The sequence below is a fragment of the Pseudomonas sp. NBRC 111123 genome (genome assembly GCF_001320205.1).
Taxonomy (GTDB): Bacteria; Pseudomonadota; Gammaproteobacteria; order Pseudomonadales; family Pseudomonadaceae; genus Aquipseudomonas; species Aquipseudomonas putida_J.
The window spans coordinates 1-20,369 of sequence record NZ_BCAZ01000070.1; the positions used below are offsets into that span (position 1 = coordinate 1).

The window sequence follows — 20,369 nt, forward strand, 5'->3', positions numbered from 1 at the left end:
CAGGTACCGCACTGGTTTCACAACCTGTGCAGTACCTGTGGGAGCGGCTTTAGCCGCGAAGAGGCCGGCACAGGCAACCCAACTATGCTGGGAATACCTCAATTGCAGCCTTTTCCACCATGCTCTACCGAATAGCCGCCGACGCCCTGGTCCTGCTGCACCTGGCTTTCATCCTGCTGGTCCTGTTCGGCGGCCTGCTGGTGCTCAGGTGGCGCCCCGCCCTGTTCCTGCACCTCCCTGCCCTGGCCTGGGGCCTGGCGGTGGAAGGCCTGCACCTGGAATGCCCGCTCACCGACTGGGAAAACCGCCTGCGCCTGGCGGCCGGCGACGCAGGCTACCACGACGGCTTCGTCGATCATTACATCTGGCCGCTGATCTACCCCGCCGGCCTGACGCCGCAGATCCAGCTGCTGCTGGGCGGCGTCGTGCTGCTGCTCAACCTGGCCATCTACGGCTACGTGATCCGGCGTTGGCGCCGACCTTAACGGGTCGCGACCACGAACAGCCGCGGGAACGGCAGCAACACGTTGCCATCGGTGGCTGCCGGGTAGTCATGCTGCATGGCCTGCAGGTACATCTGCAGGAAGTCCGCCTGCTCGTCTTCATCCAGCTTCGCCAGATAGGGCCGCAGCGCCGACCCCTTGAACCACTCCACCACCGCCTCGGCGCCACCGGCCAGCGGGTGGTGATAGGTGGTGCGCCACACATCCACCCGCGTGCACTGCGGGCTGAGCAGGTCGTAGTAGAACCCCGCGTTATGCCGGGGCGGCAAGCTGAAATCGGCGAACTTGTCGGCCCAGCGGCCTCGGCCGGCGATCTCGCGAAGCTGCCGGTGCGCAGGCTCGTCGAGGTTGTCTGGGGTCTGCACCGCGAGGCTGCCGCCTTCGCTCAGCTGGCGCACCAGGTGCGGGTACAGCGAGCCGTGGTCGGGCACCCATTGCAACGAGGCGTTGGCCAGAATCAGGTCCTGGGGTTCGGGGGCGGACCAGGCGCGGATGTCGGCGATTTCGCAGCGCACCCGCGGGATGTGCAGGCGCTTGCGCTCGCGGGCCTTGTCGATCATGTCCTTGTCACTGTCCAGCGCTGTCACCTGGGCATCCGGGCAACGCTGCAGCAGCACTTCGGTGGAGTTGCCCGGGCCGCAACCCAGGTCGGTGGCATGGCGCACCGGGCGGGGCGGCACGGCGGCCAGCAAGTCGCGCACGGCGCGGGTGCGTTCATCTTCAAACAGGGAATACTGGGTGGCGGACCAGGCCATGGAAGGCTCCTTTTGGCGGGCAATGGTGTGAGCATAAGCCATGTACCGCCGCCCATGAACCTGAACTGTCAGCCTATGCTTCAGGTCAGTTCCTGCATGCGCATGCCGATGAAGATATCCCTGGCCCTCGCCATCCTGGCCCTGATCGCCGCCGCCGCCCTGCTTGGTTCCCCCTGGATGAACCAGCCATTCCACATGCCCGCGGAAAAACCCCAGGCCCAACAACGCGAAACGGCCGGGTCCCCAAGGGAGCCGGCCGTTTCGAACAGCAAGTGACGCTTAGTGCTGCTGCTTGCCAGAGCGGATCTGGTGGATCACACCCATCGCCACCACGAGGGCCGCAGCGATGCCGGTGGAGATCACCAGGATCTGGTAGTCAGGCATGAAGGCCATGGTCACCAGCGCGGCGATGATGAAGCCGATCACCAGGTAGGTCAGCCATGGGAACAGCCACATCTGCAGGCGCACTTCCTTGCCTTCGGCAATCAGCTTGCGGCGCATGCGCAGCTGCGAGAAGGCGATCACCAGGTACACCAGCAGGGCGATCATGCCGGTGGTGTTCATCAGGGTTTCCAGCACGTCTTTCGGGCGCAGGGTTTCGCTGAAGTTGATCAGCGCGCAAACCACGGCCACGGCGCAGGAACCGATGATCGCGAATACCGGTACACCGGTGCCGGCGCGGGTGATCTTGAAGAACGACGGCGCGTCGCCACGCTGGGCCAGGGAGAACAGCATGCGCGAAGCGGTGTAGTGGCCCGAGATCAGGCAGCTGCTCACCGAAGTCAGCACCACGAAGTTCATCAGCAGCTCGGCGTGCGGCACGCCCAGCAGCTCCAGGGTACGGCGGTAGGCACCATAGCCGGAAACGCCCAGCTGCGGGTCGTTCCACGGTACCAGGCAGACGATCAGGAAGATCGAACCGACGTAGAACAGGCACACACGCCATACCACCGAGTTGGTGGCCTTGACGATCTGGGTGGCCGGGTCCTTGGCTTCGGAAGCAGCGATGGTAACGATTTCGGCGCCGAGGAAGGCAAACATCACACCCAGCAGCGCACCGATGACCGTGGTGATGCCGTTGGGCATGAAGCCTTCGGCGGTCAGGTGGCTCATGCCACGCACTTCACCGAACTGCCAGATGTTCATCACGGCAGCGCCGCACACGATCAGGAAGCAGATGATCGCAATCACCTTGATCAGCGCGAACCAGAATTCGAACTCACCGTAGTGCTTGACGTTGAAGAAGTTGACGGTGATCAGCAGCAGGGTCGTGGCCAGCACGAACACGTTGACGCTCACGTCGGGGAAGAAGCCATGCAGGATCTTGCCCGCCACATAGGCTTCCCAGGCCATCAGGATGACCCAGTACCACCAGTACAGCCAGCCGATGGTGAAACCGGCCCAGCGGCCGATCGCGCGGTCGGCGTAGGTGGAGAACGAGCCGGTGTCGGGCGAGGAAGTCGCCATTTCACCCAGCATGCGCATGATCAGGACCACCAGGATGCCGCCGGCGAGGTACGCCAGGACTGCGGCCGGGCCGGCGCTGTGGATCACGCTGCCGGAACCGACGAACAAGGCGCCGCCGATCACCCCGGCGATCGACATCATCGTCAGGTGGCGCGACTTGAGCGAGGCACTGAGCTTGCTCTCGTGCCCGCTTTTCGCGGTGGTGGTTGTGGATGTTGCGTCCATCAGTTGTGTACCCCGTGCTTCTTTTTATCCAAGGAAAACTGTGAAACCCCGATGGCTCTCGGTTTCACCTGTACATCAGTGCTAATGCGGGCAGGATGGTGTGCGCAAAACACACGCAGGCCTTCCGTGGCGGCCTGCTGACGCGCCCCAGGTTGGCACCTGAGGCGAACTGAACATGCTTTATGTGGCGATATCTGACACCTAATGTAAAAATGTCCGACGTATAGAGCCATGCACAGTGGCATGAATCTCGCACTGCACTGTACAGGCCGCCGATGCAATACACCCCGCTGGCGCTTGGCGCTCAGCACCTTTGAAGGCCCCGAATGTTCGAACTACATCCAGACTCCTCCACGCCGTTGGTCAACCAGATCATCGACGGCCTGCGCGAGCTGATCGACAACCAGACCCTCAAGCCAGGCGCCAAGGTCCCGTCGATCCGCGCCTTCGCGGCGACCTATTCGGTGAGCACCTTCACCGTGGTCGAGGCGTACGACCGCCTGGTGGCTCAGGGGCTGTTGGTGAGCAAGGGGAATGCGGGGTTCTTCGTCAACCGTGCGGTGGCCGAATTGCTGGACACTCATACCGCCGAGGCCGACGCCAGTCGACCATCGTTCAACTCCGAATGGTACCTGCAGCAGATCTTCGAGACCCGCCAGCTGCCATTCAAGCCGGGCTGCGGCTGGCTGCCCAACGACTGGATGTTCGAAGAAGGCCTGCGCCGCGGCCTGCGCCAGGTTGCTGGCAGCCCGCTGGAACTGTCTGGCTACGGCGACCCGATGGGCCTGCCGGAACTGCGTGCGCTGACCGCGCAGAACCTGCAGCAGGAGCTGTCGATCGTCTGCAATCCGGCACAGCTCATGCTTACCCACGGCGCCAGCCAGGCGCTGGACCTTGCCGTACGTACCTTGGTACGCCCCGGTGATGTTGTACTTGTGGACGACCCCGGCTACCCGAACCTGATGAGCATCCTGCGCACCCAGGGCGCAACGCTGATCGGCGTGCCACGCACGCCGAATGGCTATGACCTCAACCACCTTGAGCAACTGCTGGCGCACCACCGCCCTACCGCGTTTTTCACCCAGCCACACCTGCACAGCCCGACCTGCTCACGCACGCCGCTGCCGCAGCTGCACCGCCTGTTGCAGCTGGCCAGCCAGCACGGTTTGCGCCTGGTGGAAAACAACCTGTACGCCGATATGGTCGCCGAGCCGCAGCCGTGCCTGGCCAGCCTCGACCACCTGCAGCAAGTGGTATACGTGGGCAGCTATTCGAAGAGCATCTCGCCCAACGTGCGGGTCGGCTACTTGCTGGCCAACCCGGAGCTTTCGCAGAAGCTGCTGCACCTGAAGATGCGCTCGGGGCTTACCACTTCGCAGGTGATGGAACGGGTGGTGTATGCCGCGATCATCGACGGGCGCTGGCGCAAGCACCTCAAGCGCCTGCGCCAGCGCTTGGCCGAGGCACATCAGGAAGTTGGGCGGCACCTGCATCGATTGGGCTTTGAACTGTTCATCGAATCGGATGAAGGGATGTATATATGGACCCGTCACCCGGCGATTCCGGACAGCGCGGCGTTGCTGGACGATGCGCTGGAGAAAGGCATCATGCTCGGGCCGGGGCAGTTGTTCATGGTCGATGCCAAGCCGACCGGGTGGATGCGGTTCAATGTAGCGTTCAGTACGGACCCGGCGATGTGGGAGTTGTTGGAGAAGGTGCTGGTCAAGCATGTGCGGCGGGGTGGGATTTAAAGGCAGTGGTGCGGCGTGGTGTTCGCCTGGGTATTTTCAGCGCCTGTGGGATCGAGCGGCGCACGGGCGGCGCTCGATCTCACACAGGAATGGACTGCCCCCAAGAAGGAGGCCGACACTGGCGACCTTACTCTTGGGGGACCACCACCGGCTCGCCAATCGCATAAAAATGCCCACCCGCCACATAGTGCAGGCTACGCCACTGCGGGTCGGCACTCTCATAAGCCCAATGCCCATCGCGGAACACCCGGTCATCCGCCCAGGCCGCCACCACTTCGCCAATGAACAGGTCATAGGTGCTCTGGTTATGCGGCTCGTCGATCACCCGGCACATCAGCCAGGCCGAGCAGCCCTCGACCAGCGGCGCCGCATACCCCTCCACCCGCGCCAGCCCCACACCGATGCTGGCCAGCTTGTCGGGCTGGTCGAACAGGCTGCGGGTTCCCACCTGATGGGTCAGTTGCGCCTGGGCGGCGGTCGGTACCTGGATCACGAACCAGCCGCTGCCCTCGACCAGCTGCCGGGTACGGGCGATCTTGTCCAGCACCACAGTGACCTTGGGTGGGTCGAAGTCCAGCGCGCAGGCCCAGGCAGCGGCCATGACGTTGTCCACACCTTCGTGGCTGGCCGACACCAGCACGGTCGGCCCATGGTTGAGCAGGCGGTAAGCCTTTTGCAGGTCGACGGCTTGGAAGTGGCTGTTCATCGGTGTCCTCGCTCAGCACAGAAATCAGTCGAAGAATTGTGCCGCATCAAGGCAGCGCAAGCACCCTCCTCGCAGCATCAGTAAATTCCTACAGCCTGTTCTGAAGCGTCCTACTTGTCGCCGTGGATCGGTGAAAACAAGATCGAACCTGCGACCCAGAGGAGGCTGCGCATGCACCCAGAAACCCGCACCACCGTCGAACTGCGCAGTGCCCTGCGCGAACTGCTGGCCCACAACGTCAGCAACCCGGATGACGACCCGCACCTCTCCGGTGTGCTGTTTTTCTGTGCCACCGACGAGCGCACCCGGCAACTGGTCGAGCACATCGAACTGCTGGCCAGCGAACTCTTCTTCAACCCGCGCGGGCAAGCCATCAGCCACCGGATGCGCGCCATCGGCGTCAAAGGCGTGTGCATCAAGCAGAAGCGCAAGGCCTCTGCGGATGAAACGGTCATCCGCATTGACCTCAACGGCAAGGGCTACATCACGGTGAGCACCGTTCGGCTCTGATCCGCTATCCTCAGCACTCTCGTGCTTCGGACAGTGATCATGGAACTGCATATCCGCCTGGACGGCCGCAAAGGCCTGGCCGACCAGCTCTATCAGCAGCTACGCGCCGGCATCGACAGCGGCCACCTGGCCGCCGGCACGCAACTGCCGCCGACCCGGCTGCTGGCCGAGCAACTGGGCGTGTCGCGCAAGACCGTGGCCGAAGCCTATTCGCGGCTGACTTACGACAACCTGCTCAGCGGCGTGGTCGGCCGCGGCACCTTCATCACCCCGCGCCAACCGCTGCGCAGCGATGAATCCCAAACCGTGCCCCTGGCCGCTGCCGCCTCATTGCAGCGCTGGCAGCAACGCGCCACGGTGCTCGCCCGGCGCACCCAAGAGGCCCCTTCGCGCTACGACTTTGTCGGCGGCGCCTCAACCAAGGCTCAGTTCCCCTTCGACCAGTGGCGCAGCTGCCTGAACTACGCCCTGCGCCGCAGCCAGCGCCACCCGGAGCGCCAGTTTGCCGCCCAGGGCCTGCCTGAGCTGCGCGAAGCCATTGCCCACCATATCGCCTACGCCCGCGGCGTCCATTGCAGTGCCGCGGACGTGCTGGTGTGCAACGGCGCCCAGCAGGCCTTGGACCTGATCGCCCGGGTGCTGGTCGAACCCGGCTGCCAGGTGGCCATGGAAGACCCCGGCTACCCGCCGGCGCGCCAGCTGTTCCTGGCCCTGGGGGCAAAGCTGCAGTCCGTGCCGGTGGACGATGAAGGGATGTGCGTTTCTCAGATCGCCGATGGCACCCGGCTGATCTACGTCACGCCTTCGCACCAGTTTCCGCTCGGCATGCCGCTGAGCGAAGCCCGCCGCCATGCTCTGCTGGCACGGGCCGCCGAGCTCGGCGCGTTGATCATCGAGGACGACTACGACTGCGAGTTCCGCTACCAGGGCCCGGCCGCCGACGCCCTGCAGCGCCTCGACCGGCAAGGCCTGGTGGCATATGTCGGGACCTTCTCCAAGACCTTGCTGCCGGAACTGCGCCTGGGTTACGCGGTGCTGCCGCCGGCGGTGCTCAGCGCCGCCTGCGTGGCCAAGCACCTGAGCGACTGGCACAGCCCGACCTTGCTGCAGTGGGCGCTGGCGCGGTTCATTGGCGAGGGCCACCTGAACAAGCACATCCGCCGCTGCCACGACATCTACAGCGCCCGCCGCGCGCGCATTCTGGCACGGCTGGACGACGACCTGGCGCCCTGGTTCAGCACCGTGCCGGCCAGTGCCGGGTTCCACCTGAGCGCGCTGGCGCGGCCGGGGGTGGACGTCGAGATGCTGGCCAACCTCGCCCGCAAGGTGGAAGTGGGGCTGTATTCACTGGCGCCGTTCTTCAGCGAAGCGCCAGTACGCCCAGGACTGCTGCTGGGCTTCGGCGCCATCGAGCTGCTGGATATCGACCCGGCACTGGACCGGGTCCGCGATACCTTGCAGCGCCTCAGTTGACCCACGCCGCGTGGCCACCCTGCCTTGGCCGGGCGATGGCCGCCGCATAGCCGCACGGGGCGAAACAGGCGGTCACCAGCAGCATCGCCAGCACGGTGACGCTCAGCAGCGTCCACGATGCCTGGAAATCGCCGCTGACATCGCGCAGCCAACCGGTGATGTACGGGATGATGCCGGTGATGATGAAGCCGATGCCCTGCACGAATGCGGCCAGGCTGCCGGCTTCAGCGGGCGTCTTGAGGTGCTCAAGGGTCAAGGTCAGGCTCAGGCTGAAGCAAGCGCCCAGGCCAAAGCCGATCATCGCTACCCACAGGCCCATGGCCAGGGTCGGCGCCAGCAACAAACCAAGGAAGCCCACCAGCTGGATCGACAGCGCCAGCCACAAGCCTGGGCGACGGTCGGCAAACCCGCGCAGCAACAGCGGCAGGCCCAGCGCGCCGCAGACCTGGAAGATGGTCATCAGGCCCACCAGGTCGCCACCGCCTTGCGCCGTGCCACCGTGCTCCAGGTGATAAGCGGGCAGCCACGCGACCATGCTGGTATAGCCACCATTGATCAAGCCGAAGTACAGCGCCAGCAACCAGGCCCGGCGCGTGCCAAACCAGTGCCCGCCGGTGGCGCCGGCCAGCTTCGGTGCGTTTTGCCGAGGACGCAGCGCGGCCCAGGCCAGCACTGCCAGCACTGCCGGGATCGCCCACACGCCAAGCCCGGCCTGCCAATGGCCGAAGTGCCCGCTGATAGGCGGGCCGAGCACCGCTGCCAGGCCACCACCACTCATCAGCGCCGCCGAGTACAGGCCCATGGTCCCGGCCAGGCGGCTGGGGAACCAGCGATTGACCAGGCCTGGCATCATGCCCTGCACCACTGCCACACCAAGGCCGGCCAGCACTGCGCTGGCGATCAGCGCCCAGGCGCTGTCCAGTTGCAGCCGCCACAGGCAGGCCAGGGCAATGGCGCTCAGGCCGCCGAGCATGCCGCCGTGTTCGCTGATCCAGCGCCGCAGCCAGGGTTGCAGTAACGGCACCAGGCCCATGCACAGCACTGGCAGGGCCGTCAGCAGCGCCGCCTGCTGGTAACCCAGCCCGGTGCTGGCGCGCATTGGTTCGAGCAACGGGCCGATACTGGTCAGGATCGGCCTCAGGTTCAATGCCAGCAAGATCACCAGCAACAGGTTCAACGCCCCTCTCATCACGAATCGATACTCCCAAGCAAGACCCGGTCATTATCCTGTCCAGGCAGTCAGGGTAGAAATGAAGAGATTGGATGCAGGTCAGTGGCCACCTTAATGGGCCGATTGGCCTCCCGGCAAAGTGCGCGATTGGCTATCGGGGCGGTGGGCGGCGGGGGTTAAGGTAACGCCATGTCCACAACGCATCCCCTGGAGCACACCATGCACAACCGTATCGAATGGGCCAAACACTCGCCGGAAGCCTACAAAGCCATGGTCGGCCTGGAACAGGCCCTGGCCAAGAGCGGCCTGGAGAATTCACTGCTGGAGCTGGTGCGCCTGCGGGCTTCGCAGATCAACGGCTGCGCCTATTGCGTGAACATGCATGCCAATGATGCGCGCAAGGCTGGCGAGACCGAGGCGCGCCTGCAGACCCTGTGCGTCTGGCAGGAAACGAACTACTTCACCCCACGTGAACGTGCCGCGCTGGCCTGGGTGGAGTGCCTGACCCGGCTACCCGAGCGTGGCGCCCCGCAGCCGGAATACGAAGCACTGCAGCAGCACTTCGAGCCGGCCGAAGTGGCCAACCTGACCTTGGCCATCGCCACCATCAACGCCTGGAACCGCTTTGGCGTGGGGTTTGCCATGGTCCCGGCCTGATCGAGTGAATGGGTGGAATTGAAGGTTTTCAGCGCCTGTGAGATCGAGCGCCGCCCGCGCGGCGCATCGCGGATAAATCCGCTCCTACATTTGTTGCAACGTGCCGAACCTGTTAGGCCATGGTTGCCAGCCTTTTCGCATGACGTAAGCCCTACAAACAAGGCGGGCAGCGGTGACCTCACAGGTTTGATTGGCCCGAAACAGATGTAGGAGCGGATTCATCCGCGATGCGCCGCGCGGGCGGCGCGCGATCTCACAGGCGCTGCAAACGCAGAACTGATCACACCACAGCCCGTCGCCGTCTGCCGAGGCAGGCATACCCCATTCCCAACACACCCATCAACAACCCCCCCAGCAGCCCCACCAGCTCGCGGCTGTAGCGCGCCACCAGCGCCGGGAACCCGACGAACTCGCGGTAGACCCGCACATCCGCCTCGCCCCCCGCAAAACTCACACCAATACCCCCCTGGCGAATCTGCGAATAGTCGGCATCGAAGTAAACCCAGACCCTGCACTCACCGCCCTGCTCGATAGCCGGTATCACCACCTGCGCGGTCGACGCCTCGTAAAGGGTGTCGTTACCCGCCGTATCGCGCACCTGCACCAGGCCCTTGGCTGGCAGGCGGATCTTCACCTCACGCACGTCGCTGTCGCCACGGTTGTGCAGGTCGATGAGCAAGCCCGTGCGGTGATCGACCAGCCCGGCTTCGAAGGGTTTGGCGAACAGTTGCACATAAGGCGCCTGGGCCAGTTCGATCAGCTTGTCGACCTGGTACTGGTTCAACGCGCCGCCGCTGATGCTGTTGATGCGCGGCTGCAACTGCGCGTACTTGAGCTGCTCGTTGGCCTTGCCGATGCGCTCGCTGAACTGGCTGGGATAGGTGAGGTAGGCGTAAGTCAGGGTCGCCTCAAGCCGTGGCGTGGCCTTGAGCAGCACATAGGCCACCAGCAAGACCATCAGGCCAAGCAGCATGGCAACCAGCAGTTTGCCGACTTTGTCCCAACTCAACGGTGCGGTTCCTTCTGTTTTTTCGGCACGCAAGATCGATGCGACGCAGAGTGACAAGTTCAGCGCCGCCAGACAAGGGCTCAACGGCTCAATAAAGCCGGCAGCGACGCCATCAGCATGGCCACCCCGGAGGCCGTGAGCAAACTCAGTACCACCCGGCGAAACGCCAGTTCGCTGATCCCCAGGTACACCCGCGTACCCAGTATCGCTGGCAACGCCATGGCCAGCAGCACCACGCCTAACGCAGGCAGCATGTCGCGGGTCACCACCCCGGTACCGAGGTAGGTGAGCATGGTCACCAGCAGCATCGACAGGTTGAAGTTCTGGATCACCGCGCGCTGGGTATCGCGCTCGAAGCCGCGCAAGGTACACCACAGTGTAGGCACTGTGCCGGTAAAGCCACCGATCCCGCCCAAGGCGCCGCCCACCAGGCCCACCGCACCATCGGCCAGGCGGTTGCCCGGCAGCCGTGGCAGGCGCGGCGCCAGCAGCATCAGCGGGCACCACAGCACCAGCAGTGTGCCGAACACGGCCTTGAACCAGAGCATGTCCAGGTACGGCAGCACCCACACACCTAGCGGAATGCCAGCCAGCCCGCCAAGCACGAACGGCCACAACAGCGCCCAGCTGAAGCCGCGGCGCACGCTGAACACAGCGATGAGCTGGCCGGTGAGGCTGCCGAATACGGTCAGCGATGCTGCCAGCCGCGGTTCCAGCCCCCAGGCCCAGAACGACATGGCCACCATGCCGAAGGCAAAGCCGGAAAGGCCCTGGACGAAACCGGCGACGATGGCGCCGAGGGCGATGAGGTAGAAGGCATCCATAGAGCAATGCAGGCCTGGCGTGATCGGCGTTCTACCTTGCCAGAGCGGCGGGCGAATGTCTGCCATGGCGTCGCCAACTGTGAACGCTCGTCACACCCGCTATGCCGCTGCACTGCCTAATCCTGCGCCCGATTGGCGCATAAGGTAGCAGCCAAGGCCATCTTGCCGATGGCCCATGAAAACAACAAGCGTGCAACCGAGGGGCGAGCCGATGCGTGGCGAACAACAGATACAGAACGACAAGCTGGGGAATGGCCTGAAAGGCCGGCAGGTGACGATGATCTCGATTGGCGGGGTCATCGGTGCCGGGCTGTTCGTGGGTTCGAGCAACGCCATCGCTGCGGCCGGGCCCGCCGTGCTGGTGGCTTACGTGATCGCGGCAGCGATCGTGGTGCTGGTGATGCAGATGCTCGGCGAGATGGCCACGGCGCGGCCGGATACCGGCTCGTTCTCATCCTACGCCGACCAGGCCATCGGCCGCTGGGCCGGTTTCTCGATCGGCTGGCTGTACTGGTGGTTTTATGTGCTGGTAATTGCCATCGAAGCCATCGTCGCCGGCAACATTCTGGGCGACTGGCTGGGCTTGCCGCACGCCTTCACCGCCTTTGCCATCAGCCTGGTGCTGATCGGCTGCAACAGCCTCAGTGTCGGCTCGTTCGGCACGCTGGAATACTGGCTGTCTTTGTTCAAGGTGGTGTCGATCGTCACCTTCATCGTGCTCGGCGTACTGGCGATCTTCGGCCTGCTGCCTGGCTCATCGACCAGCGGCATCAGCAACCTGTGGGCCAACGGCGGCTTCGCGCCCAAGGGTAACGTGGCCATTGTCGCTGCGCTGCTGACCGCCATGTTCAGCTTTCAGGGCAGTGAGGTGGTGACCATCGCCGCTGCCGAATCCCGTGACCCGAAAGCCAACATCAAGAAAGCCATCCGCGCGGTGGTGTGGCGCCTGGGCCTGTTCTACCTCGGCTCGATGTTCGTCGTGGTGTGCCTGGTCCCGTGGAATGCACCCGGCCTGGCGCAGGGTTCGTACCAGGCCGTGCTCAATGCCATGAACATCTCCTGGGCGCCGGGGATCATGAGCATCGTGGTGCTGGTAGCCGTGACCAGTTGCCTGAACTCGGCGATCTACACCGCTTCGCGCATGGCTTACTCACTGGCCCGGCGCGGCGACGCACCCAAAGCGGTATCGCACACCACCGCGCAGGGCGTGCCCCTGCTGGCCGTCGCCCTTACCGCCGGTGCCGCGCTGGCGGCCCTGGCGGCCAACTACCTGCTGCCCGCCGAAGTGTTCCAGTTTCTGCTGGCCACCAGCGGCGCACTGGCCCTGCTGATGTATCTGGTAATCGCCGTCACCCAGTTGTGCATGCGCCGCAAGCTGGTGGCGCTGGGCAAGCGGCTGGAGGTGCGCATGTGGCTGTTCCCCTGGCTGACCCTGCTGACCATCGCCTTCATCGTCGGAGTGTTTGCGGTCATGGCGGCCTTCCCGGGGCAACGGGCAGAGCTGCTGTCCACCCTCGGCCTGACCGGTGTATTGGTGGCCATCGGTGCCTATCTGCAAAAACGCCAACCGGCACTCTCGGCCCAGCGTGCCTCGCTGCGCCTGGACGAAGCAGCCAACGCCTGAACTGTGACACGGCTTCACAGCGGGTGTGCCGGCGAGGGCCTTTTTCGGCCTGCGGCACACCCCTAACCTGACGACAACGCGGGGCAGACCGCCCCGTTCATCCCAAGATAACCCTGTGTGGAAAACCTCATGACCGTAGCCCGCAAACCCGACGAACTGGCCATTCCCTATCAACTGCCGCAAGTCCCCTTCATGTCGCCCGACATGGTCCACCCCGGCGTGCTGGGCAAGTGGCTCGAAGATGACCCGCTGTGGGTGCCGGTAACCGCCTCGGTGTCGTTCAAGCCCCTGCTGCTGAACGTTTCCGGCGGCTATTACATCAACCTGTTGCGGGTGCGCCAGAGCGGCGTGCTGTCGCGCCACCGCCACACCGGGGGCGTGCATGCCCTGGTGCTCAAGGGCCGCTGGTTCTACCTGGAGCACGACTGGGTCGCCGAGGAAGGTTCGTTCGCCTACGAGCCACCGGGCGAGACGCACACCTTGTTCGTACCGGAAGATGTAGAAGAAATGATCACCTGGTTCCATGTGCAGGGCGGCTACACCTACGTCGACCCACAAGGCGTGGCGGTGGGTTACGAGGACGTGTTCACCAAGCTGGAAAGCGCCCGCGCGCACTACAAGGCACTGGGCCTGCCGGACGACTACATCGAACAGTTCATTCGCTGAGTGCAGGTTGCCTGCACCCGGCCGCGCTGCCAGTCTTCTGCTCAATCACCGGAGGCGGAACATGGACAACTACTCGCAACTGCTGGCGTTTCTCTGGGCCACCGAGCACGGCAACTTCTCTGCCGCTGCGCGGGCCTGCGGGATGACGCCCTCGGCCATCAGCAAGCTGATTTCACGGCTTGAGGATCGCCTGCAGGTGCGCCTGTTCCAGCGTGGCACCCGCAGCCTGACGCTGACCGAGGAAGGCAGCGCCTACCTGGTCAGCGCACGGGCGGTGGTCAATGCCATGGCCGAGGCCGATTCGCTGGCCGAGGCCTTCCCGACCCGGGTCAGCGGGACCTTGCGCGTGCACACCATGACCACCTTCGCCAAGCACCAGATCATCCCCTGGCTGCCGGAGTTTCTGGCCGCCTACCCAGGGCTGACCGTGGATATTCAGGTTGGCGCGCAGTTCTCCGACCAGTTCGACCAAGGCCTGGATGTGGCGATACACAGCGGCGTGCTGCCCGACTCGACGCGCATCGCCCGCAAGATCGGCCAGAGCCGCTGGATCCTCTGCGCTGCTCCCCAATACCTGGCCCGCCACGGCACGCCGGCGCAACCCGGCGAACTGCTGGCGCACACCTGCTTTTCCTTCGGTTTCAGCAGCGTTTGGAACACCTGGAGCTTCGTTGTCGATGGCCAGACCGTGACGGTGCCGGTGGTGCCCAAGGCCACCTTCGCCCAGGGCGACCTGCTGCGCGACCTGGCCCTGGACGGTGCCGGCATCGTGCGCCTGGCGGAGTTCCACATTGGCCAGGACATTCAGGAAGGCCGCCTGGTGCCGTTGCTCGAAGCGTACAGCAGCGACAGCGTCGAGCCGATCTACCTGATCTACACCAATCGTAAGCACCTCAGCCCGCGTATTCGCGTGTTCCGCGACTTCCTCGAACGCAAGCTCGCGCAGAGCCCGTGGCATACCCGCTGAGCCTCAAGCACCCGACCCGAACACAGAGGTACCCCATGCACAATCTCGTAGGCGATGTTTCCAGCGCCGCCCGCATCCTGCCTGACCTCGACGGCCAGGCCCTGTTCATCCGCAACGGCAAAGGCCCCTACCTGTACGACGACCAGGGCCGCCGCTATATCGACACGGCGCTCGGCTTCGGCGCCGTGCTGCTCGGCCACGCCAACGACACGGTCAATGGCCAGGTGGCTGCAGCCCTCGCCGACTCCGCTTCGCCGTCGTGGGCCCATGTGCGTGAACACGCCGCCGCCACCGCCCTGGCCGCGCACACCGGCGCGCTGAGCAAGGTGATCTTCACCAACTCCGGCAGCGAGGCGGTGCACCTGGCCTGCCGGGCTGCCCGGGCCTTCACCGGGCGTGGGCGCATCGCCAAGATGGCGGCCGGCTTCGATGGCTGGTTCGACGACGTCAGCTTCGGCAATGTCGGCTCCGCCGAGGCGGCTTTCGCCGATGGCCAGCGCCCCGCCACTGGCCGCACCACGCTGCTGCGTTTCAATGACTTCGATGACGTCGAGCGGCTGTTCGCCGAAGACCAGGACATCGCCGCCGTCATCCTCGAACCGATGCTGGCCAATGCCGGTTGCCTGATGCCGGCCCCCGGTTACCTGCAACACGTGCAGCAGGTTGCGCGCCGCCATGGCGCGCTGGTGATCGCCGATGAGGTGCTGATGGGCTTTCGCCTGCACGCCGGGCTGGCCAGCCAACTGGCCGGTCTCGACCCGGACATTGCCAGCGTCGGCAAGGCCATCGGCAATGGCGTGCCGGTGTCAGCCATCGTCGGCAAACCGGAGGTCCTGGCCGCTTTCGAACAAGGCAAGGTATTGCGCGGCGGTACCTTCAGCGGCAACCCGCTGGCCTGCGCGGCGGTGATGAGCACCCTGGGCCAGCTTGACCAGCTCGATTACCCCGGCCTGATCGCCCGCGGCCAGCAGTTGCGCCAGGCGGTGGAGGCGATCTTCGAAGCACAGGGCATCGTGGTAAGCACCAGCGGCTATGGCAATGTCTTCAGCCTGTGGCCTTCACGCCAGGCACCGACCACCTATGAGCAGGCAGTGGCCGTGGGCAGCGCGGCGTTCAGCCAGGCCCTGCACCTTGCGCTGCGCGAAGCCGGGGTGCTGGTGATGCCGTCGCAATATGGCCGCCTGTACCTGTCGTTCGAGCACGACGACGCGGTGGTGGAGGCGATGACAGTGGCCTTCGAGCGCGCCGCGGTCAAACTCGCAGCGCAGTTCGCCAGCCGCTGACACCCGCTTGACCGGAGCGAGCCAGGTGATCGACGATCAGCGCTCCCTCAATCAAGGATGGCGGCATGTTACGGATATTGGGCAGGGCCTCTTCGATCAACGTGCGCAAGGTGCTGTGGGCTTGCGCCGAATTCAATATCGCCTTCGAGCGCGAGGAATGGGGCAGCGGCTTCCAGCCCACCGACGCGCCCGAATTCCTCGCACTCAACCCCAACGCCATGGTCCCGGTGATCCAGGACGGGGACTTCACGCTGTGGGAATCCAACAGCATCATCCGCTACCTGGCGAACCGTTATGGCGATCCGGCCTGCTACCCGCCCGAAGCGCAGGCACGGGCGCGCATCGACCAGTGGATCGACTGGCAGGCGTCGGACCTCAACCGGGCATGGAGCTACCCATTCATGGCACTGGTGCGCCACTCGCCCGCGCATCAGGATGCCCAGGCGCTGGCTGCCGGTTGCGCACAGTGGGCCCACTTCATGGGCATCCTCGACCGGCAACTGGCAGCGACCGGGGCCTTCGTCGCCGGCGACTGCTTCACCCTGGCCGACATCCCCATCGGCCTGTCGGTGCAGCGCTGGTATGCAACACCGATAGAGCACCCCCGGCTGCCCGCCGTGAGCGCCTACTATGAACGCCTCAGCCAGCGCCCGGGTTACCTTTCCCATGGTCGCAACGGCCTGCCTTGATGGCTGAGGAGCCCTGGAAGCGGGTGATAACCCTCTGGGATCGCACTCGTTGTTCAGAAGCCGAGGGTGGCAGATAGCAGATAGGTGCGCGGGGTAGACAAGGTCAGCCCCGGCTCGCTGTCGTCCGACGCCCCCGCCGATGCCCAATAGCGCTTATCCATTACGTTCTCGACACTGGCACGCAAAGTGACCTCGGAGGCATCGACCTTGAAGGCATAGCGCGCCCCCAGGTCGAAGCGTTCCCAGCCGTCGATCTGCTTGCTGTTGTCCTGATCCAGGTACTGCGAACTGGAGTGAATGCCACGCGCCGTCAGCGTCAGCCCGCTCACCCCAGGCACATCCCACTCCGCGCCGAGGTTGACGTTGTACTCAGGTGTCGCCGGGGCGCGGTTGCCGTCGAAGGCGCCATTCACGGTGTCGGTCAGTTCGCTGTCGATATACATCACCCCGCCCAGCACCCGCACGCCGTCGAGCGGCTCGCCGAACACGCTGAGCTCGATACCGCGGTTGTCGCGTTTGCCGTTGGGGCCGAACACCCGCGACTTAGCATTGGTCTCGTAGGCCGGCTGGCGAATGCGGAAGGCGCTGGCAGTGAAGGCGACACGGCCCAGGTCGTACTTGGCACCGACTTCGACCTGGCGGCTGATGAACGGCGGGAAGATCTGGTCTTCGTTGACCGAAGTCGACGGGGCGATCTTGCCTTGGCTCAGGCCTTCCATGTAGTTGGCGTAGAGCGACAGCTGGTCGGTGACCTTGAGCAGCACGCCGCCCGAGGGCGAGACCTTCTCCTCGTCATAGGCAGTGTCGCCCTTCACGCCATCGCTCCAGTCGTCCACTTGCACCCGTTGCCAGCGGGCACCCAGGGTCAGCAGCAGGCGGTCGTCGAAGAAACCGAGGGTGTCGGCCAGGGTGACGCCAGAGAAACGGTTTTCGGTGTACACCTCGGGGTCGATGCGCGTGGGCGTGCCGGGCGTCGGGGTGGCGATCGGGTTGTACAGGTTGCTGGGCGCAGAGGCGTAGCGCGCACCGCCGTTGGTGAAGTCCATGTAGAAGTAGCTGGCGGCCAGGTTGAGTTCATGGCTGACGGGGCCGGTGTGGAACCAGTCGCGCAGCCCGGCCATGGCGGTGCGCACCGACTCGTCACGGGTGAAGTCACGCGGCTGCACGGTGAAGTCACCGGCGTTGTTGATGATCGACACGTTGTGGCGCAGGAAGTCGTGGTTGCTCTTGCGCGCGCCCACCGCGCCATAGGCCATGAGCGAGTCGCTGATGTCGTACTCGGCATTGAGCGCACCGAAGGTGTCGTGGGTGCGCGCCTTGCTCCAGGCCTGGGCGTAGTTGTGGTGCACATCGCGGGCATCGGGCACCTTGGCATTGGCGCCGACCAGCACACGTTCCTGCGGGGCGTCGGTGTCACGCTCGGTGTGGCCGAGGTCCGCCGACAGGCGCAGGCGCTCGCCACGAAAGTCCAGACCGAGCACGGCCATTTCGCGGTCGACGCTCTGGTGGTCCCACTCGGTGTCGCCAGCTTGCTTCACGGCGTTGAAACGCAGGCCGAACTGCTCGCCTTCGCCGAAGCGGCGGCCGACATCCACCGCAGCGCCGGCCTGGCTGCCCGAAGCGTAGCTGCCGGTGAACTCGGTGACCGGCTTGTCGCCGGCGCGCTTGGGTACCACGTTGATGGCGCCACCGACGCTGCCCCGTGGCGAGATGCCATTGATCAGCTGGCTCGGGCCTTTGAGGATGTCGACGCGGTCGGCCATCTCCATGTCGATCGAATAGGTCGGCAGGATGCCGTACAAGCCGTTGTAGGACACATCGCTGTTGAACAGGCTCAAGCCACGAATGGTGAACTGCTCGAAGCGCCCGCCTGCGGGGTTGGTGGCCCGCACCGACGGGTCGCTGGCCACAAGGTCACCCAGGGTGCGGGCCTGCTGGTTCTTCACCAGCTCGTGGGTGTAGGTGGTCATGCTGAACGGCGTGTCCATGAAGTCACGCGAACCGAGCAAGCCTTGCGAGCCCTTGCGCGCCACTTGGCCGCCGGCGTAGGGCTGGGCGTCGCCGGGCGAGGCCTGGCCGCCGACAATGGTGGTCGGGGCGATTTCCAGGGCATCGCCGCTTTGCGGGGCCGCCACCAGAGTGAAGGCGCCCTCGCCTACCGGCTGCAATTGCAGGCCGCTGCCGCGCAGCAGTTGCAGGAAACCTTCGTCGACGCTGTAACGGCCAGACAGGCCACTGCTCTGCCGGCCACTGACCAGGGCCGGGTCAAGCGACAGGCTGACGCCGGCCTGGTCGGCGAAGCGCGTGAGCGCGGCGCCCAGGCTGCCGGCGGGTACCGCGTAGGTACGCAGGGTTTTGTCAGCGGCCCACACGGGCGAACTGAACAACAGGCTCATGGCGAAGCTGGCACGCAGCAGTGGGCGCGTGGCGAATGGCAATACAACAGGCATTGAAGAAGGCTCCCCTTGTGTTCTCCTACCGGTAATGACCGGCGAGGGAAAAAAAGGGGACAGCCTCACGCACGGTTTTCTCGCGGGGCCAGGGTGACCCAGTAGCGCGTGCGCGCCCGCACCTCCAGCGGCAGGCTGGCGGCCAGCAGCGCCAAGACCCGGTCGGTGTCGTCGAGGCGAAAGGTGCCGGTGACCCGCAGGCGCTCCAGCTCCGGCGCCCAGCGCAGCAGGCCGGGGCGGTACCTGCGCAGCTCGTGCAGCAGGTCGCCCAAGGGGCGGTCGTCCACGCGCAGCACGCCGTCACGCCAGCCCAACAGCAGATCATCCACGGCCGTGACCGGGCCAGGCCCGCTGGCACCTAAGCGGGCCTGCTGACCGGCTTGCAGCACCACAGGCTTGCCCTGCAGCGGCTGCAAGGTGGCGAAACCATTGACCACCGACACTCGGCAAACCTGATCGACAAGGCGCACGCAGACCTCAGCGCCACTGACCCGGACCTGCCCATAAGGCACCTGCAGGTCCAAGCTGACCGCGTCGGGAACGGCGACGGCCACCTCGCCCCGCAGCAGTGTCACACGCCGGGCCGCAAGGTCGATGTCGACTGCGCTGTCGGTGTTCAGCTGCAAGGTCGTGCCGTCGCTCAATAGCCGCTGCCTGCGCTCGCCGACAGCGGTATGCACGTCGGCGGTCCAGGCATCCAGCGGCAGCTGCCGGCTCAGCAGCCAGGCCGCTGGCACCACTGCGGCCACGCCCAATGCCTGCTTGAGCAACGCGCGGCGGCTGGCATCCGGGCGATCGAGGGTGGCCATGGCCAGCTCGCCGGGCAGTTGCGAAAAGCGCTGGCGCAGTTGCTGCGCCTTTTGCCAGGCGTTCTCGTGCAGGCTGTTGCTGGCACGCCATTGCGCCAGGCGCCGGAGGTCATTCTGGCTGGCCTGGCCAGACTCCAGCAGCGCCAGCCAGCGGGCAGCGGCGCGCACCACTTCGCGAGCGTGGGTGGAAGGCGCGGCCATTACAGCTCCGCCAACAGGCAGTGCTCGTAGGCCTGCGCCATGTAGCGTTTGACGGTGCGCTCGGAAACCGCGAGGCGTTCGGCGATTTCGCAGTAGCCCAGGCCTTCGAGCTGGCTCCAGAGAAAGGCCTTGCGCACCGGGGCCTTGAGGCCGTCGAGCAGCTCATCCAGTGCTTGCAGGGTTTCCAGCAGGATCCAGCGCTGCTCCGGCGACGGCAGGTTCTGCTCGGGCAGTTGCGCCAGCGCGTCGAGGTAGGCCTGCTCCAGGCTGCGGCGCTTGTGGAAGTTGCTCAGCAGGCGCTTGCCCACAGTCAGCAGGTAGGCGCGGGGTTCGCGGATCTCGGCCAACGGCTGGGCGCTGGTGAGTACCCGCAGGAAGGTATCCTGGCTGAGGTCCGCCGCATCCCAGGCGTTGCCCATGCGCCGGCGCAGCCAGGCTTCCAGCCAGCCGCGATGTTCGCGGTATAGAGCAGGCAGGCTGTGCTGCGGGGGCGGCGCGGCGTTGATCATGGGCAGGGTCTGCGACGGAGTAAATGGTAGTGATTCTAATTTACTCGGGCTGCGGATCCAAGGGGGGCTGGAAGGTGCTTGCCACAACATCTTCAGGGCCTATGAGATCGAGCGCCGCCC

Annotated in this window: 20 protein-coding genes; 11 read left to right on the top strand and 9 right to left on the bottom strand. The window is 65.2% G+C overall.

The features are described from left to right. Positions 1–119: 119 nt before the first annotated feature. Entirely contained in the window at positions 120–485 is a 366-nt protein-coding gene (locus APH27_RS24185; RefSeq protein WP_060486095.1) for a DUF2784 domain-containing protein, read from the top strand. On the opposite strand, the gene tam is transcribed toward APH27_RS24185, so the two are convergent. Beyond that, positions 482–1,258, bottom strand: a complete 777-nt coding sequence (gene tam, locus APH27_RS24190) for a trans-aconitate 2-methyltransferase (RefSeq protein ID WP_060486096.1) — start codon at positions 1,256–1,258, stop codon at positions 482–484. The genes APH27_RS24185 and tam overlap by 4 nt on opposite strands. A 96-nt stretch (positions 1,259–1,354) precedes the next feature. On the opposite strand from tam, the gene APH27_RS24195 reads away from it, so the two are divergent. Then, positions 1,355–1,534, top strand: coding sequence for a hypothetical protein (locus APH27_RS24195; RefSeq protein ID WP_027920429.1), 180 nt, complete (start codon positions 1,355–1,357; stop codon positions 1,532–1,534). Positions 1,535–1,537: 3 nt separating this feature from the next. On the opposite strand, the gene APH27_RS24200 is transcribed toward APH27_RS24195, so the two are convergent. After that, complete coding sequence (locus APH27_RS24200) at positions 1,538–2,950, bottom strand: amino acid permease (protein ID WP_027920430.1); 1,413 nt, start codon at positions 2,948–2,950, stop codon at positions 1,538–1,540. Positions 2,951–3,276: 326 nt separating this feature from the next. On the opposite strand from APH27_RS24200, the gene APH27_RS24205 reads away from it, so the two are divergent. Next, entirely contained in the window at positions 3,277–4,701 is a 1,425-nt protein-coding gene (locus tag APH27_RS24205; protein WP_060486097.1) for a PLP-dependent aminotransferase family protein, read from the top strand. A gap of 127 nt (positions 4,702–4,828) precedes the next feature. Here the strand turns inward: APH27_RS24205 and APH27_RS24210 are convergent, their stop codons facing one another. Next, positions 4,829–5,407, bottom strand: coding sequence for a flavin reductase family protein (locus APH27_RS24210; RefSeq protein WP_060486098.1), 579 nt, complete (start codon positions 5,405–5,407; stop codon positions 4,829–4,831). Between the two features lie 171 nt (positions 5,408–5,578). Here APH27_RS24210 and APH27_RS24215 point away from each other — a divergent pair, with 171 nt between their 5' ends. Beyond that, positions 5,579–5,917: a hypothetical protein gene (locus tag APH27_RS24215; protein WP_027920433.1), complete on the top strand. Its 339-nt coding sequence runs from the start codon at positions 5,579–5,581 to the stop codon at positions 5,915–5,917. Positions 5,918–5,956: 39 nt separating this feature from the next. Continuing rightward, on the top strand, positions 5,957–7,390 hold the full coding sequence (locus APH27_RS24220) for a PLP-dependent aminotransferase family protein (protein WP_060486099.1): 1,434 nt from the start codon (positions 5,957–5,959) through the stop codon (positions 7,388–7,390). On the opposite strand, the gene APH27_RS24225 is transcribed toward APH27_RS24220, so the two are convergent. Further along, on the bottom strand, positions 7,383–8,579 hold the full coding sequence (locus APH27_RS24225; protein ID WP_060486100.1) for a CynX/NimT family MFS transporter: 1,197 nt from the start codon (positions 8,577–8,579) through the stop codon (positions 7,383–7,385). The two genes, APH27_RS24220 and APH27_RS24225, sit on opposite strands and share 8 nt — an antisense overlap. A gap of 201 nt (positions 8,580–8,780) precedes the next feature. On the opposite strand from APH27_RS24225, the gene APH27_RS24230 reads away from it, so the two are divergent. Continuing rightward, positions 8,781–9,218 carry a carboxymuconolactone decarboxylase family protein gene (locus APH27_RS24230; RefSeq protein WP_027920436.1) on the top strand — a complete coding sequence of 146 codons (438 nt, stop codon included), beginning with the start codon at positions 8,781–8,783 and terminating at the stop codon, positions 9,216–9,218. Between the two features lie 280 nt (positions 9,219–9,498). On the opposite strand, the gene APH27_RS24235 is transcribed toward APH27_RS24230, so the two are convergent. Both APH27_RS24235 and APH27_RS24240 read right to left on the bottom strand, forming a co-directional pair. Then, positions 9,499–10,227, bottom strand: a complete 729-nt coding sequence (locus APH27_RS24235; RefSeq protein WP_027920437.1) for a hypothetical protein — start codon at positions 10,225–10,227, stop codon at positions 9,499–9,501. 80 nt (positions 10,228–10,307) lie between these two features. Beyond that, complete coding sequence (locus APH27_RS24240) at positions 10,308–11,117, bottom strand: sulfite exporter TauE/SafE family protein (RefSeq protein ID WP_256250715.1); 810 nt, start codon at positions 11,115–11,117, stop codon at positions 10,308–10,310. Between the two features lie 145 nt (positions 11,118–11,262). Here APH27_RS24240 and APH27_RS24245 point away from each other — a divergent pair, with 145 nt between their 5' ends. The 5 genes from APH27_RS24245 to APH27_RS24265 all read left to right on the top strand — a co-directional run bounded on the left by APH27_RS24245 (position 11,263) and on the right by APH27_RS24265 (position 16,280). Further along, positions 11,263–12,675, top strand: a complete 1,413-nt coding sequence (locus APH27_RS24245) for an amino acid permease (protein ID WP_060486102.1) — start codon at positions 11,263–11,265, stop codon at positions 12,673–12,675. A 129-nt stretch (positions 12,676–12,804) separates the two neighbouring features. Continuing rightward, complete coding sequence (locus APH27_RS24250; RefSeq protein ID WP_060486103.1) at positions 12,805–13,341, top strand: 2,4'-dihydroxyacetophenone dioxygenase family protein; 537 nt, start codon at positions 12,805–12,807, stop codon at positions 13,339–13,341. A gap of 61 nt (positions 13,342–13,402) precedes the next feature. Then, the gene (locus APH27_RS24255; protein ID WP_027920441.1) at positions 13,403–14,308 is read left to right on the top strand and encodes a LysR family transcriptional regulator; all 906 of its coding nucleotides are present in this window, start codon (positions 13,403–13,405) and stop codon (positions 14,306–14,308) included. A 35-nt stretch (positions 14,309–14,343) separates the two neighbouring features. Then, a complete protein-coding gene (locus APH27_RS24260) occupies positions 14,344–15,591 on the top strand; it encodes an aspartate aminotransferase family protein (RefSeq protein WP_060486104.1) in 1,248 nt (415 codons plus the stop codon). A gap of 65 nt (positions 15,592–15,656) precedes the next feature. Further along, the gene (locus tag APH27_RS24265; protein ID WP_027920443.1) at positions 15,657–16,280 is read left to right on the top strand and encodes a glutathione S-transferase family protein; all 624 of its coding nucleotides are present in this window, start codon (positions 15,657–15,659) and stop codon (positions 16,278–16,280) included. Positions 16,281–16,333: 53 nt separating this feature from the next. On the opposite strand, the gene APH27_RS24270 is transcribed toward APH27_RS24265, so the two are convergent. The 3 genes from APH27_RS24270 to APH27_RS24280 all read right to left on the bottom strand — a co-directional run bounded on the left by APH27_RS24270 (position 16,334) and on the right by APH27_RS24280 (position 20,249). Then, the gene (locus APH27_RS24270) at positions 16,334–18,730 is read right to left on the bottom strand and encodes a TonB-dependent receptor (protein WP_060486105.1); all 2,397 of its coding nucleotides are present in this window, start codon (positions 18,728–18,730) and stop codon (positions 16,334–16,336) included. A gap of 65 nt (positions 18,731–18,795) precedes the next feature. Further along, the gene (locus APH27_RS24275) at positions 18,796–19,740 is read right to left on the bottom strand and encodes a FecR domain-containing protein (RefSeq protein ID WP_060486106.1); all 945 of its coding nucleotides are present in this window, start codon (positions 19,738–19,740) and stop codon (positions 18,796–18,798) included. After that, positions 19,740–20,249 (bottom strand): sigma-70 family RNA polymerase sigma factor, encoded by a 510-nt coding sequence (locus APH27_RS24280; RefSeq protein WP_060486107.1) that lies wholly within the window; start codon positions 20,247–20,249, stop codon positions 19,740–19,742. The genes APH27_RS24275 and APH27_RS24280 overlap by 1 nt, the downstream gene beginning before the upstream one ends. Positions 20,250–20,369: the final 120 nt, after the last annotated feature.